This is a genomic window from Phytomonospora sp. NPDC050363 (genome assembly GCF_040655735.1).
Lineage (GTDB): Bacteria > Actinomycetota > Actinomycetes > Mycobacteriales > Micromonosporaceae > Phytomonospora.
Genome location: NZ_JBFAKK010000005.1, coordinates 1 through 14,278, shown reverse-complemented (window position 1 = coordinate 14,278; position 14,278 = coordinate 1). Strand labels below are relative to the sequence as shown.

14 protein-coding genes are annotated in these 14,278 nt (G+C 71.5%); 9 read left to right on the top strand and 5 right to left on the bottom strand.

Going from position 1 to position 14,278, the window contains the following annotated elements:
• Window positions 1–9: 9 nt before the first annotated feature.
• On the bottom strand, window positions 10–1,317 hold the full coding sequence (locus AB0I28_RS14510; protein ID WP_357493294.1) for a PTS transporter subunit EIIC: 1,308 nt from the start codon (window positions 1,315–1,317) through the stop codon (window positions 10–12).
• A gap of 124 nt (window positions 1,318–1,441) precedes the next feature.
• On the opposite strand from AB0I28_RS14510, the gene AB0I28_RS14505 reads away from it, so the two are divergent.
• From AB0I28_RS14505 to AB0I28_RS14485, 5 genes are read left to right on the top strand one after another with little or no spacing between them, the layout of a single operon-like run.
• Window positions 1,442–1,678, top strand: a complete 237-nt coding sequence (locus AB0I28_RS14505) for a PTS glucose/sucrose transporter subunit IIB (RefSeq protein ID WP_357493292.1) — start codon at window positions 1,442–1,444, stop codon at window positions 1,676–1,678.
• Window positions 1,679–1,680: 2 nt separating this feature from the next.
• Window positions 1,681–2,127 carry a PTS glucose transporter subunit IIA gene (locus AB0I28_RS14500; RefSeq protein WP_357493291.1) on the top strand — a complete coding sequence of 149 codons (447 nt, stop codon included), beginning with the start codon at window positions 1,681–1,683 and terminating at the stop codon, window positions 2,125–2,127.
• An 11-nt stretch (window positions 2,128–2,138) separates the two neighbouring features.
• Window positions 2,139–2,414: an HPr family phosphocarrier protein gene (locus AB0I28_RS14495; RefSeq protein WP_357493289.1), complete on the top strand. Its 276-nt coding sequence runs from the start codon at window positions 2,139–2,141 to the stop codon at window positions 2,412–2,414.
• A 2-nt stretch (window positions 2,415–2,416) separates the two neighbouring features.
• A complete protein-coding gene (ptsP, locus tag AB0I28_RS14490; RefSeq protein WP_357494266.1) occupies window positions 2,417–4,132 on the top strand; it encodes a phosphoenolpyruvate--protein phosphotransferase in 1,716 nt (571 codons plus the stop codon).
• 51 nt (window positions 4,133–4,183) lie between these two features.
• Entirely contained in the window at window positions 4,184–4,816 is a 633-nt protein-coding gene (locus AB0I28_RS14485; protein ID WP_357493287.1) for a UbiX family flavin prenyltransferase, read from the top strand.
• A gap of 6 nt (window positions 4,817–4,822) precedes the next feature.
• Here the strand turns inward: AB0I28_RS14485 and AB0I28_RS14480 are convergent, their stop codons facing one another.
• A complete protein-coding gene (locus AB0I28_RS14480) occupies window positions 4,823–5,740 on the bottom strand; it encodes an aminoglycoside phosphotransferase family protein (protein ID WP_357493286.1) in 918 nt (305 codons plus the stop codon).
• Window positions 5,741–5,839: 99 nt separating this feature from the next.
• A complete protein-coding gene (locus AB0I28_RS14475; RefSeq protein WP_184790293.1) occupies window positions 5,840–6,040 on the bottom strand; it encodes a BldC family transcriptional regulator in 201 nt (66 codons plus the stop codon).
• Between the two features lie 136 nt (window positions 6,041–6,176).
• On the opposite strand from AB0I28_RS14475, the gene AB0I28_RS14470 reads away from it, so the two are divergent.
• From AB0I28_RS14470 to AB0I28_RS14460, 3 genes are all read left to right on the top strand, one after another.
• Complete coding sequence (locus AB0I28_RS14470; protein ID WP_357493285.1) at window positions 6,177–6,638, top strand: Lrp/AsnC family transcriptional regulator; 462 nt, start codon at window positions 6,177–6,179, stop codon at window positions 6,636–6,638.
• A 98-nt stretch (window positions 6,639–6,736) separates the two neighbouring features.
• Window positions 6,737–7,831 carry a PLP-dependent cysteine synthase family protein gene (locus AB0I28_RS14465; RefSeq protein ID WP_357493284.1) on the top strand — a complete coding sequence of 365 codons (1,095 nt, stop codon included), beginning with the start codon at window positions 6,737–6,739 and terminating at the stop codon, window positions 7,829–7,831.
• A 213-nt stretch (window positions 7,832–8,044) separates the two neighbouring features.
• Window positions 8,045–10,366, top strand: coding sequence for a tetratricopeptide repeat protein (locus tag AB0I28_RS14460; protein WP_357493282.1), 2,322 nt, complete (start codon window positions 8,045–8,047; stop codon window positions 10,364–10,366).
• Between the two features lie 66 nt (window positions 10,367–10,432).
• On the opposite strand, the gene AB0I28_RS14455 is transcribed toward AB0I28_RS14460, so the two are convergent.
• Entirely contained in the window at window positions 10,433–11,527 is a 1,095-nt protein-coding gene (locus tag AB0I28_RS14455; RefSeq protein WP_357493280.1) for an FAD-dependent monooxygenase, read from the bottom strand.
• A gap of 86 nt (window positions 11,528–11,613) precedes the next feature.
• Here AB0I28_RS14455 and AB0I28_RS14450 point away from each other — a divergent pair, with 86 nt between their 5' ends.
• Window positions 11,614–12,243, top strand: coding sequence for a TetR/AcrR family transcriptional regulator (locus tag AB0I28_RS14450; protein WP_357493279.1), 630 nt, complete (start codon window positions 11,614–11,616; stop codon window positions 12,241–12,243).
• 923 nt (window positions 12,244–13,166) lie between these two features.
• Here the strand turns inward: AB0I28_RS14450 and AB0I28_RS14445 are convergent.
• Window positions 13,167–14,057, bottom strand: a complete 891-nt coding sequence (locus AB0I28_RS14445; RefSeq protein ID WP_357493277.1) for an AraC family transcriptional regulator — start codon at window positions 14,055–14,057, stop codon at window positions 13,167–13,169.
• Between the last annotated feature and the right edge of the window lie 221 nt (window positions 14,058–14,278).

The following is a 14,278-nucleotide window of genomic DNA, read 5'->3' as shown; positions in this document are numbered from 1 at the left end:
GTCCGCGCGCTACGAGGTGTTCTCCACCTCGGCCTCCTCGTCCTCGGCCTCGCGGCCGGGAGTCGGCAGGTCCAGCTTCGTGATCACCGTGTAGAAGATCAGGAAGTACCCCACGAAGTAGATCAGCCCGATCAGCAGCAACAGCAGTGGCCGGTGCGTGTTCGACTTGCCGAAGTTGAGCAGGTAGTCGATGAGCCCGGCGGAGAAGCCGAAGCCGATCTTGATGTCGAGGGCCGTCACGATCACCATCGACAGGCCGCTGAGCAGGATGTGCAGCCCGAACAGCAGCGGCGCGACGAAGATGAACGAGTACTCGATCGGCTCGGTGATGCCGCAGACGAAGGCGGTCAGCGCGCCGGAGAACATCAGGCCGCCGACGACGGCCCGGTTGGCCGGACGCGCCGCCCGCCAGACGGCCAGCGCGGCGCCGGGGATGCCGAACATCAGCACCGGGAACCAGCCGGCCATGAAGGTGCCGGCGCCGTCCTGTCCGGCGAAGTAGCAGTTGAGGTCGCCGTGCGCGACCACGCCGTTGACGTCGCAGGTGGGGATGGTGAACCACACGATCGAGTTGACGATGTGGTGCAGGCCCATCGGCAGCAGGAGACGGTTGATGACGCCGTAGACGCCCGCGCCGGCCACACCGTTCTCGGCGACCCAGTCGCCGAAGGTCGCGATCCACTCGCCGACGACCGGCCAGACCCAGCCGAACACGACACCGAGGAGCAGCGCGGCGACGGCGGTGACGATCGGCACGAAGCGCCGACCGCCGAAGAAGGACAGCCACTGCGGGAGCTTGATGCGGTGGTACTTCTGCCACAGCAGCCCGGCGACGATGCCGATCATGATGCCGCCGAGCACGCCGGTCGGGTTCATCATGCCGAGGTCGATCTTCGCCTCGACCACGCCGCCGGGGCCGACCACGTTCTGCATGACCTGGTCGGCGATCCGCGACTCGGAGAACATCGCCTTGGTGACGCGGTCGAAGACGAGGTAGCCGACGACGGCGGCCAGCGCCGTCGATCCGTCTGCCTTGCGGGCCATGCCCAGCGAGACACCGACGGCGAACAGCAGCGGGAGGTTGTCGAAGAGGACCTGCCCGGCGGCGGCGAAGACCTTCGCGACCGGCAGCAGCCACTCCCAGTGCGCGCCCAGGCCGTCCTCGCCGAGCATGTCGGGCTGCCCGAAACGCAGCAACAGAGCCGCGGCGGGCAGGACGGCGATGGGCAGCATGAGACTGCGCCCGAACTTCTGGAGGAAGCCGAAGACCCCCGACCTCCCCTTGGAGCTGTCTCCCGTGGCCGCTGTCGCGCTCATGGACGCCCCCCGTCACCTAGCCGACATTGACGCGATCATAAGCAGACAGCCCGACAACCCGGGCATTTCCGCGTTAAATAGACCAAGGTGGGCGTCAGAGCGCCCGACAGTGAGGGAGTCCGACATGGACAAGGCGGAGGCCATCATCGCCGCGCTCGGCGGCGCGGCGAACATCGAGGACCTGGAGCCCTGCGCGACGCGCCTGCGCACCGAGGTCAAGGACGAGTCCCTGGTCGACGAGGCGGCGCTCAAGGCCGCCGGTGCCTACGGGGTCATGAAGGCGGGAAGGAACGTCCAGGTCGTCGTCGGGACCGACGCCGACAACATCGCCAGCGACATCGAAGAACTGATGGAGGGCTGACCATGACCTCGATCGTGGCCCCGGTCGCGGGGAAGGTCGTCGGCCTCGCGGGCGTGCCCGACCCGGTCTTCGCCGAGGGGATGGTCGGCCCCGGCTCGGCCATCGACCCGGTGCGCGGTCCCGGCGTGGCCGTCGCGCCCATCTCCGGGGTGGTGCGGAAACTGCACCCGCACGCCTACGTGATCGTCGACGCCGAAGGTCGCGGTGTCCTGGTGCACCTCGGCATCGACACCGTGAAGCTCGACGGAGAAGGCTTCCAGTTGCTCGTCGAGGAAGGCGCTCGCGTGGCCGCCGGCGCCGAGATCGTTCGCTGGGACGCCGGTTCGATCGAGGAGGGCGGCCGCTCGCCGATCTGCCCGGTGATCGCGCTCGACGCCGACCCCGCACGCGTCACGGTCACCGCCGGGGACGAAGTCCACACCGCCGACCCGCTGTTCACCTGGAAGTAGAGGAGACAACCGTGGCAGAGCGCCAGGTCAAGGTCGCCACCGATGTCGGGCTGCACGCGCGCCCGGCAGCGGTGTTCGTGCAGACGGCGGCGGTGTCGGAGAACGAGGTCGGACTCACCAAGGACGGCCGCCGCGTCAACGCCAAGAGCATCCTCGCCGTCCTCGGGCTCGACGTCCGCAACGGCGAGGAGATCACCATCGACAGCGACGACGAGACCGTCGTCAACAGGCTCGCCGGCCTGGTCACCGACACCGGCGAGACCGGTGCCCCGCGGAATCCGCGTTGACCGTGACCGGTGACCGCACCGCCGACATCACCGGCGTCGGGGTCAGCCCCGGCGTCGGTGCCGGTCCGGTCCGCGCGATGGTCGCCCGCGTCCCCGAGCCGCCCGCCGGGCAGCGCCTCGACGGCGACGCCGAGGCCGCCAAGCGCGCCGCGGCCGAGGCCTTCGAAGCCGTCGGCGCCGACCTCGACGCGCGCGCGGCGAGCGCCGTCGAGCGTGACCGCGCCGAGGCCGCCGAGGTCTTGTCGGCGCAGGCCATGATGGCCCGCGACCCGGGTCTGGCGGAGGTGACCGCGCGCAAGATCGACGAGGGCACCGGCACGGCCAGGGCCGTTCACGAGGCCTTCGGGACCTTCCGGGAACTCATCGCGGGAGCCGGTGGCTACATGGCGGGGCGGGTCGCCGACCTCGACGACATCCGCGACCGCGTGCTGGCGGTGCTCACCGGCGCGCCGATGCCCGGTGTCCCGAACTCTGACGAGCCGTTCATCCTGGTCGCGCGGGATCTCGCGCCGGCCGACACCGCGCTCATCGACCCGGCGAAGATCCTCGCCTTCGTGACCGCCGAGGGCGGTCCCACCAGCCACAGCGCGATCCTCGCGCGAACGATGGGCCTGCCCGCCGTGGTCGCCGCGCCCGGCGCGCTCGAGATTCCCGACGGGACGCGCGTGCTCGTCGACGGCGCCACCGGGGTCGTCACCGTCGATCCCGGGGAGGCCGCCGTCCAGCGGGCCGAGCAGGCTGCCAACGCGCTCGCCGGCGCACTGTCGGCGGCGTCCGGGCCCGGCCGGACCGCCGACGGCAAGCCGGTGCCGCTGCTGGCCAACATCGGCGGTCCCGGTGACGTGCCGGGGGCCCTGTCGCACGGCGCGGAGGGCGTTGGCCTGTTCCGCACGGAGTTCTTGTTCCTCGACGCCGCCACCGCGCCCACGATGGAGGCGCAGGTGGAGACCTACCGCGCGGTGCTGTCGGCCTTCGGGAACGGGCGCGTGGTGGTCCGGACCCTCGACGCCGGCGCCGACAAGCCGCTGGCCTTCCTGCCCGCCGGGGAGGAGCCGAACCCGGCTCTCGGCGAGCGGGCGCTGCGGATGATGCGCCATCACCCGGACATGCTCGACACGCAGTTGCGTGCCCTGGCGGAGGCCGCGCGGGGGACGTCGGCGCAGTTGTGGGTGATGGCGCCGATGGTGGCCGACGCCGACGACGCGGCCTACTTCGTGGAGGCGGCGCGGGCGGCGGGGCTGAGCGAGGACGTGGCGAAGGTCGGGGTGATGGTGGAGATCCCGGCGGCGGCACTGCGGGCCCGCGACATCGCCGGGGAGGTCGACTTCTTCAGCATCGGGACCAACGACCTGGCGCAGTACACCTTCGCCGCCGACCGCCAGCTGGGGTCGCTGGCGCGGTTCCAGGACCCGTGGCAGCCCGCCCTGCTCGACTTGATCCACGAGGCGGCCGAGGCGGCCAACCGGGCGGGGAAGTCGTGCGGGGTGTGCGGTGAGGCGGCGGCCGATCCGGCGCTGGCGTGCGTGCTGGTCGGGTTGGGCGTGTCGGGCCTTTCCATGAGCGCTCCGGCGTTGCCCCTGGTCAGGGCGGTTCTGGGGGCGCACACGGTGTCGCAGTGCATGAAGGCGGCCGACGCGGCCAGGCGGGGCACGTCGGCGGACACGGCGCGGGAGCTGGCGCGGTCGGCGTTGCCGAGGCTGTCGGCGCTGGGTCTGTGACGCCGCCCTCCCGCGCGGTCGCGGGAGAGGGCTTTCGGGCACGCTTGAGGCATGCGCAAACCCTGGGTCGTCGGCATCTCCGGCGCGTCCGGCACGCCTTACGCGAAGGCGGTGCTGAACGCGCTGCTCGACGCCGGGCACGCCGTCGACCTCGTCGTGTCGAAGGCCGCCCGGCTCACGCTCGTCGACGAGACGGGCGGGACGATCCGCGACGCTCGGTGGAAGGACGACCTGGCCGGGTGGCTGGGGCGCGACCTGTCCGCCGACGACGTCGCCTACTGGCCGGCCGGGGACTTCGCGGCCGGGCCGTCCTCGGGTTCGTACCCGGTGCACGGCATGATCGTCGTCCCGGCGTCGACGGCGGCGTGCGCGGGCATCGCGCTGGGCCTGTCGAAGGACCTGCTCCAGCGTGCGGCCGACGTGAACCTCAAGGAGCACCGGCCGGTGATCGTGGTGCCGCGCGAGACGCCGGCCTCGCGCAGCCACCTGGTGCACCTGCTGGCCCTGCACGACGCGGGCGCCACGGTGCTGCCTGCCTCCCCGGCGTTCTACGCGGGGGCGAGCGACGTGCAGCAGCTGGTCGACTTCGTCGCGGGGCGCGTGCTCGACTCGGCGGGCGTGGCGCACACGCTGTACCAGCGGTGGCGCGGCGAGCTGGGCGCGGCCCGGCTGGACAGTCCCTGACGCTGCCTACACCCCGAACACCGCCTCGGCGAGCTCGTCGAGGGTGCCGATGTCGTCGAGGCCGGGCAGGCCGGGGATCAGGTAGAAGTTGTCGAAGCCGCCGCCGTGCTGGCCGACGCCGACGGCCTGCCGGACCAGTGCCATGGCCATGGCCCGGCGCGCGAAGTCCTTCCCGGCCGGCCAGTTCGAGCCGTCGAGGAAGGCGCGCAGGAGGTCCTTGTCGCAGCGGAAGGTCGACAGGTGGATCTTGGCGAGCTCGTTGTGGCGGTCGATGACCAGCGCGTCCCCCCAGTCGATGAGGCCGGTGACGCGGCCGTGGTCGACGAGGATGTTGCCTTCGAAGAGGTCGCCGTTGCCGAAGGCCGGGTCATCGGGGCCGACCGCGGTCACGAACTCGGCCGCCTGCGCGACGAAGCGTTTCGGGAGGGCCGAGCGGGCGTGCGCGGGGGTGAAGTCGAGCGCGGGGAGGTCGGTGACGCGTGCGATGTCGGGGCCGGGGCGCAGCGCGTGCACACGGGCGATGTGGGCGCCGAGGTCGGTCGCGGCGGCGCGCAGCAGGTCGGGCGGCATCTTCGCCTCGGCCCAGGTGCGTCCGGTGACGCGGGAGATCACCAGGTAGGCCCAGTCGTCGCCCAGGCCGCCCGAGGCGAGCAGTCGCGGGGCGGCGATGGCCGGGTCGGTGGCGAGCAGGGCGTAGGCGCGCAGTTCGGTGGCGTGCGCCTGTCGCCACTGGCCGGCGTGGCCGTAGAACTTCACGACCAGGTCGCCGGCGAGGATCGTCGGGTACGAGCCGCCCCCGGCCGCGCTCGGCGGGCCGTCGGCGTGCAGGCCGTGCCGGTCGAGCACGGCTTCGGCGTGCGGCCACCACGCGTCGAGATCGCCGACGTGCCGCTGGTAGTCCTCGTGAGTGGAGAAGGTGATCACCGCGTGAGTATTCAGCGGCGGTCGCGGGCCCTCGTCTTGAGGGCACGCGCCGGCCCAGCGTATTGATCAACTTCAATACGCTGCGCCGGCGGCGTCAATTCACGGCTGCTCCGGCGGTGGTCCGCCGCGCTCCCCGAACAGCAGTTTCTTGACCTCCGACTCGCGGAACCTGCGATGGCCACCGGGAGTGCGGATGCTGCTGATCCGGCCGGCCGCGGCCCAGCGGGTCACCGTCTTGGGATCAACACGAAAGAGCGCCGCCACTTCGCCCGGTGTCAACAAGCGGTCTTCACTGTCCATTGACGTGCCCCCCTGCCCCATGCGCCCCTTCAGGCGGAGTCCACCCCCATTAGAGCACCAAGCTAATGAATATGCACCAAACCGGCAGGATCAGGCGTCTTGGTGGTCGATCCGCTGCGTCCACTAGGGTCGGGCCATGGACGACATCGACCGCCGCCTGCTGGAGATGCTGCGAGTGGACGGGCGCCGCTCGTACGCCGAGTTGGCGCGACAGGTGGGGCTGTCGGCGCCCGCCGTGCACGACCGCATGGGCCGCCTGGAGCGCAACGGCGTCATCACCGGTTACCGCGCCGACGTGAACCCCGAGGCCGTCGGTCTGGGCGTCACGGCCCTCATCGGCATCCAGGAGCACACCGACACCGAGTACTCGGTGGTCACCGACGCCCTTGAGCAGATCCCCGAGGTCGAGTCCTGCTACTTCCTGGCCGGGGAGGAGTCGTTCCTGATCAAGGTGCGAGTCGGTGCGATCGGGGAGCTTGAGCAGCTCGTCACGCGCCTCAACCGGCTCCCCGGGGTCGCCCGGACGCGCACGGCGATCGCGCTGTCGACGAAGTGGGAGAGCAGGCCGCAGCCCCTGGGCGGCATCACGCCGGAGTGACGTGGCCCAGTCCACCTCCTCGCCGATCGGCCCAGGCGGGGCGCCCACGCGGCGGGTAGGTTGTCGGCAGCAGCCGCGATCATGACTCGGGGAGCCCCATGAACACCGTCGACCGATGTTGCGACAAGACCCGAGGCTGGGTCAACGAGGCGATCGCGAAGGTGCACGCCGACGCCAACCGCAGCGCCGACACGCACCTGCTGACCTTCCCGCTGCCGCCCGGCTGGGGCGTCGACCTGTACCTCAAGGACGAGTCGGTGCACCCGACCGGCAGCCTCAAGCACCGGCTGGCGCGCTCGCTGTTCCTCTACGCGCTGTGCAACGGGTGGATCACCGAGGGGACGCCGGTGATCGAGGCGTCGAGCGGGTCGACGGCGGTCAGCGAGGCCTACTTCGCGCGGATGCTGGGGCTGCCGTTCGTCGCGGTGATGCCCCGGACCACCAGCGAGGAGAAGATCAACCTCATCGAGTTCATGGGCGGCACCTGCCACCTGGTCGAGGACGCCGGAACGGTCGTCGACGAGGCGCGGCGGCTGGCCGGTGAGCGCGACGGGCACTTCATGGACCAGTTCACCTACGCCGAGCGGGCCACCGACTGGCGGGGCAACAACAACATCGCCGAGTCGGTGTTCCAGCAGCTGAGCGAGGAGCGCCACCCGCTGCCGGCGTGGGTCGTCGTCGGCGCGGGCACGGGCGGGACCTCGGCGACCATCGGACGCTACGTCCGCTACCAGGGGCACCCGACGAAGGTGTGCGTCGCCGACCCGGAGAACTCGGCCTTCTTCGCCGGGTGGAGCGAGCAGAACCCCGCCGCGACGGTGCGCGGCGGGTCACGGATCGAGGGGATCGGGCGGCCCCGCGTGGAGCCGTCGTTCATCCCCTCGGTCGTCGACCGGATGGTGCAGGTCCCCGACGCCGCCTCGGTCGCCGCGCTGCGAGTGGCCTCGAAGCTCCTGGGCCGCCGGGTGGGCGGCTCGACCGGCACGAACCTCTGGGCGGCCTTCGCGCTGATCGGGGAGATGCGCGCGGCGGGCGTCGCGGGCAGCGTCGTGACGCTGTTGTGCGACTCCGGCGAGCGCTACGGGCACAGCTACTTCGACGACGGCTGGGTCGCCGCGCAGGGCATGGACCTGGCACCGCACGAGAACGCGATCGGCGAGTTCCTGCGCACGGGGGTCTGGGCCGGTTCGTGAGGCGTGTTGACGCCCCGCATCGGTAGACCTCCCCCAGATCCACCGATGCGAGGCGGCCACACCCCCGTGTACTCGCCTCGTGCACATCGATTGGGCACGCCGCGGCCGCTCGGCGTCGACCCGCCCGGACGTTCCCGTACGTTCCCGTACGACGGTTCGCTACCATCGCAAGCCCCGGCACGGCAGGAGGCACCGGCGAGAAGGAGCTTGGTCGTGACGCCGAACAACCCCTCGGACCGTCCCGATCCCGTGCGGGCCGGCTCCTCGGCGGATCTCGCGCGGGAGTTGCGTTTACTCAAGATGTGGGCCGGCGACCCTTCTCTTCGGACGCTGGCGAAACGGACCGGGATTCCCGCCTCGACCTTGAGCGACGCCCTCAACGGGAGTCGTCCGCTGCCCCGCCTTCCGGTGCTGCGCGGACTCGTCGACGACCTGGATCCGGCTTCCCGCATGGCTTGGGAGGCCGCATGGCGGCGGGCACGGGCGGCCGACCTGGGTGCGCGCGAGCGGCAGGCGGCCGAGCCGGGTGTGCCGGCGCCGAGGCAGCTTCCCTTCGACGTGCGGGGTTTCGTCGGGCGCGAGTCGCTGCTGCGGGAGCTCGACGACCTGCTCGACCCGGCGGGACGCCCCCCGGCGGCGGTGCTGTCGGCGCTGACCGGCAGTGGGGGTGTCGGCAAGACGGCCCTGGCCGTCCACTGGGGACACAGGGTGGCCGGCCGCTTCACCGACGGCCAGTTGTACGTGGACCTCGCGGGTTTCGGTCCCGGCCGGCCGCGCACGGCCACCGAGGTGCACGGGCTCTTCCTGCGCGGCCTCGGGGTGGCCGCCGCGAGCGTCCCGGTCAACCCCGACGAGCGGCTGGCGCTGTACCGCAGCCTCACCGCAGACCGCTCACTGCTGGTCGTCCTCGACAACGCCGCCACGCCCGAGCAGGTGCGCCCACTACTGCCGAGCAGTCCCGACTCCTTCACCGTGGTGACCACCCGCCACGCCTTCACCGGACTGCGCGCCCGCGACGGCGCCGTGCGCCTGTACGTCGACCGGCTCACGCCCCCGGAAGCCTTGGAACTGCTGGCGTCCCTGATCGGCGAACGCGTCGCGGCCGAACCCGAGGCGGCGCTGTCCTTTGTGGAGCGCTGTTCGCGCCTTCCGCTGACGCTGCGGGTCGCCGCCCGGCACGCCGCCGACCGTCCCGAGGCGAGCCTCGCGCAGTTGGTCGCGGACCTGTCCTCGCGCGAGCTGGACTTCTTCGCCGACCCCGGCGACCCCTACAGCGACGCCCGCGCGGTGTTCTCCTGGTCGCTGGACGAACTCGACGCCGACGCGGCGCGACTCTTCCGGCTCCTCGGCCTGCATCCCGGCCGCCACGTCGACGCCCACTCGGCCGCGGCCCTCGCCGACATCCCCTACGAGGACGCCGAACAACAGCTCGGCACCCTGTTGCACGCGCACCTGATCGACGAGATGGACGCGCCCGAGAGTTACGGCACCCACGACCTGCTGCGCGCCTACGCCGTGGAACTGTCGTCCACACTGGACAGCGCCACCGTCGAGGCCGCACGCGAGCGCCTCGCCGACTACTACGTCCACACCGTCGCAGGCGCCCGCGACGCCGAACACCCCTGGGATCCCTGCGACCACAGCGTTCTGCCCGGCTCGGACCGCCACGCCCGGCGCTTCGACGACTCCGTCGACGGCGCCGCCTGGCTCGACTCCGAGCTGGAGGACATCGTCGCCGTCGCCGCCCAGACCGCCGCCCACCGCCGGCCCGAGCACACCCGGCAGCTGTCGGCGCTGCTCTGGCGGCGCCTGCACCTGCGGTCCCTCCACGACCAGGGCATGGCCCTCCACCGGCACGCCTTCGACGTCGCCGAGACCTACGGCGACGACGTGCACGCCGGAGCCGCCGCCTTCCGCATCGGCGACGTCTGGTGGCGCATCGGCGGCTACACCGAGGCCCTCGCGTGGTTCGAGCGCGCCCGCGAGCACAAGCGCCGCGCCGACGACAAGCGCGGCCTCGGCCACGTCCTCAGTGGACTCGGCACCGTCCACCTGCTCACCGGCGACCTCGACGCCGCCCTTGAGTGCTACCGCGAATGCCGCGAACTCGCCGCCGCCGTCGGCGCCCCCGACTCCGAGTGCGTCGCCATGCACAACCTCGCCGAAGTCCACGCCAGGCGCGGCGAGCACCGTCTCGCCCGCGACCTCTTCGCCGAGGTCGTGGAACTCGCCGAACGCCACAACCTCCGTGACTGTCTCACCACCGGCCTGATCGGCCGGGCCACCGAACACGTCCGCCTCGACGAGCCCGAGGCCGCCGACGCCGACCTCCGCAGAGCCGCCGACCTCGCCCGCGAACTGGACTCGGCGGACCTGCACGCCCAGATCCTGCTCGTCACGGGGATCGCGCTCGCCGCGCGCGGCCGAAGACCCGAGGCGGAGGGGCATCTGCGAAGGTCGCTGCGGATGTTCACCGAGCTGGGCAACGCCGCCGGGAAAAGCGAGGCGGCCGCGGAGCTGGCGAAGGTCGAGTGACGTTCACCGGCTGTTCCCCTCGGCTCGCAGCGATGGAGGCGCGGGGGCGCCACCACCCCCGCGTCCTCAGCCCGCCACCGGGTCGAAGTCGTAGAGCCATCCGGTGGCCTTCTCGTAGAAGCGCGGGATGAACAGCCGCATCATGGCCTCGTTCAGCCGCCGCTTCACCGGTCCCGCCGTCTTGGCGTCGACGTTGTCGCCGGCCGCCTTCAACACCTTCGCGACCCTTCCCCGTCGCCGCGCGGTGAAGTCGGCCAGCGCGGCGGGAAGGCCGTCGCGCGGGGCGCCGGCCAGGACGCGCGACAGGACCACCGCGTCCTCGACCGCCATCGAGGCGCCCTGCCCCGCTCCCACGGGATGCGCGGCGTCGCCGACGAGGACGGTGCGGTCGTCGTGCCAGCGCTCGACCTCCGCGAGGGTGTGGTGCGGGATCGGCCGGCTCACCTCCGTGGCCGTCGCCAGAACCTTTGCGACCACGGGGTTGTCGGCGTACCAGGTCGCGAGCCGGTCGACGCCGACGTCACCCGCGGGCGCCGACCCGCAGACCTGTGCGGCCCACCAGATCCGGCCGTCGGGAGCGCCCACGTGGATGAACGCTCCGGGGACGCCGAAGGTGAGGTTGAAGACGCCGGGGTCGGTGCCGCCGGCACTGAAGCCGGAGACGGTGTAGAGCCCGGCGTATCGCGGTCGGGCGAGCGAGGGGTCGAGGGCGGTCCGGGTCGCCGACCAGATGCCGTCCGCGCCGACCACGAGGTCGGCGTCCACATCGGAGGGTCGGTCGACGCGTCGGCCGGTCTCGATGCGGACGCCTGCCGCGGTAGCTGTCTCCCGCAGCGTCTCGACGAGGGCGCCGCGCATGAGGGTCACGCTGAGCAGGTCGTCGGCGGACCGGCGGCCGCGGGCGACCTCCCCGAGCAGGTGGCCGCGGGCGCCCCACATGCGTTGCAGGGGGACGTCGAATCCGGCGGCCCGGATCTGGTCGGCGCAGCCGAGGTCGGCTAGACCCCGCAGGCCGTTCGCGGCGAGGCTGAGGAAGGAGCCGACGGTTCCCGCCGGCTCGGGGTGGGCCTCGACGACGGAGATCTCCGCGTGCGTGGTGCGGCGGAGGGCGAGGGCGGTGGTCGTTCCGGCGACGCCGGCGCCGATGACGGTGATCTTCATGAGATCTCCTTTCGCTGAATCTAGATTCGGTGAATGTTGATTCAGTATCCTCGTTGGTAGGGTCCGCGTCAACAAAGGAGGTGGACGTGACCGGCGTACGCAAGCAGAAGGCCGCCCAGACCGAGGCGGCCCTCAAGGAGGCGGCCCGTCGGCTGTTCGTCGAGCGCGGCTACCTCAACACGAAGATCACCGACATCACCAAGGCGGCGGGGCGGTCGACCGGGTCGTTCTACGAGCACTTCGCCGACAAGGACGAGCTGCTGGCCGGCCTGCTGGCGGACATGCGGGGGCAGGCGAGTGAGCAGATCGTCGCCGAGCATCCGCGGGAGCACGACCTGACCGACCGGGAAGTGCTGAAGGCGCATCTGGGGATGGCGTGGGGGGTGTTCCGGGAGCATCTGCCGGTGGTGGTGGCGTTGTTCCAGTCGATGGTGGCCGACGAGCCGGGGTCGGGGAGGGCGTGGCGGGACTTGACCGCCGATACCGAGATGCTGCGGGAGCACCTGGAGTGGCTGGAGGAGCGGGGGCACCGGTTGCCGGGGGCGCCGGGGATTCTCGCGCCGGCGATCGGGGCGATGCTGGCGATGCTGGCGTACGCGGTGATGACCGCCGCCGACGGTGGGCCGGAGATGGCGGACGAGGAGATCGTGGAGGCGCTGACGGGGTTGGTGTCGGGGGGGTTGGGGGCTTTCGGGGCCTCGCGGATGCCGGGCTGACGACTTCCCGGCGTGAGTTCCTGGGGCGCTGCCCCAGACCCCGGGCCTCGCTCTGGAAACGGTGGGGTGCTTCGGGTTTCTGGTTGGCGCCCCACTGGCGCTTCACCCTGCAGAAGGCTGGGGGTTGGGTGTGTGGGGTGTTTCCGTCTTTCGGCCTGTTCAAGGGCACCTGGGGAACCTGCCGGGGTCAAGGGAAAACCCGCCCTTGACCCCGACAGAACCCCCAGGTAGGTCCAATCACCGGCCGACCGACGGAAACACACCTCCAGGTCTGGTTTCTGCCGTGCTTCGCACGGCTCGCGGACGCCGAAGACGGGGGCGACAGCCGCGCACGAGATGGTTCGAGTGGCAGCGGCGCACGAGATGGTTCGGGCGGCAGCCGCGCGCGAGATGGTCTAGCTGCCGGTCGCGCAGCCCTCGCCCCTACCGCAGCTCCCACCGCGCGCCGTCATCCCCAGCGCGAGAGCGACCGTCCCCAGCAGCACCAACGCCGCCACTGCCGTTCCCATCGGCAAGGCCTGCGCCATCACACTCCCCAGCGCCCCCAACGCCGCCCCGACCATCCCGCGACGTCCCAGCCCGAACTTCGCCATCGCCACCATCGCCGCCACCATCGCCGTTGCCACCATCCCCACGCCCGCCGCCCTTGACGCCGAGCGGGCGGCGCCCCTGAAGCCACCGCCCGCTGCCACGAACCCCGCTTCCGCGATCCGCGCTACCTTGCCGTACGAGCCCCACGCGCCTCACGAGCCCCACCCGTCGCAATACCGCGCACCGCGCCGGACCCGCCTTCCCCGCGACTCGGCCTCCCGCTACCCGGCCCCGCCCTGCGGCGGCCCCGTGTCGGCGCCATCACCTCACCGCGACTGCGGCCTGCGACCCGCGGCCTGCGACCCAAGCGCCCGGCCCTTCGGCGGACGCGGCTATGCGCGCTCCACCGGAATCCACAACTCGGCCTCCGCGTGAGCCCCGACCCCGGCGGCACCGGTTCCCTCGCCCAGAACCTGCACTCGCAGGATCTCCGGGCCGGGTCGGCTGCGGTATGGGTTGGACGGGAACCACTGGGTGAACACGTCTCGCCACAGCCCTTGCAGGGCCACCGGGAGGGTTCCGGCGTTCTCGAACACCGCCCAGGTTCCGGCCGGCACCGCGAGGGAGTCCACCCCCTCCAGTCCCTGCGGCCCTTCCGCCGAGGTCACCACGGCGTGGTGGTAATCCAGCTCCGTTCCTTCGGCGCGGCTGTCGGCGAGGTTGTCGCTCACGCCCACGATTCCTCGCGGCTCTTGGTCGGACAGCTCTTCGAGCCGCGCGATCAGCCCCTTGTCGATGCCCTTGATGAACTCGACAATGTGGGGGTTCATCCCCTCGTGGACCAGGGGGACCCGGGCCTTCTTTCCGACGACGCGGAACGCTTCCTTCTCCACGATCTTGTATCGCATGCTGCTGCTTCCTTCGACGATGAGTCGAAAGGACATCCGGGGCTGGGACTGGAGCCTGGCGCCGTTGCGCCTGGCCTCACCCGGGCCGACGCCGTGTACGGCGCGGAATGCCCGGGCGAAGGCCTCTCCGGAGGTGTAGCCGTAGCGAACGGCGATCTCCAGCAGTGTCCGCTCGCCGGCGAGCACCTCGGCGCCGGCGACGGTCAGTCGCCTGCGCCTGATGTACTCGGCGAGCGGAATCCCGGCGAGAGCCGAGAACATCCGCCGGAAGTGGTACTCCGACGTCCATGCGATTCGTGCCAGGTCATGGATCTCGATGCGCCGATCGAGGTGTTCCTCGATGTGTTCCATCGCCTGGTTGAGTCGCCCCAGCATTCTCCGGTGTCCTTCCTGGTTCCTCACCCACGTTAGGAAGGGACGCCCGGCCGGACCCGACTTCCTGTGCCCGGTCCGGTCGGGTGCGAAGCGCCCCAGGACACGCCCTAGGGTGTGTCCTGGTGATCTTGTGGGTGCGAGGCGGGGCTCGTTTTTCTTCTGGCAAGCCGTTCTTTCGCCCTGGTACCGGTGTTGTACCTGGGCGAAAGAACGGTGCCGCC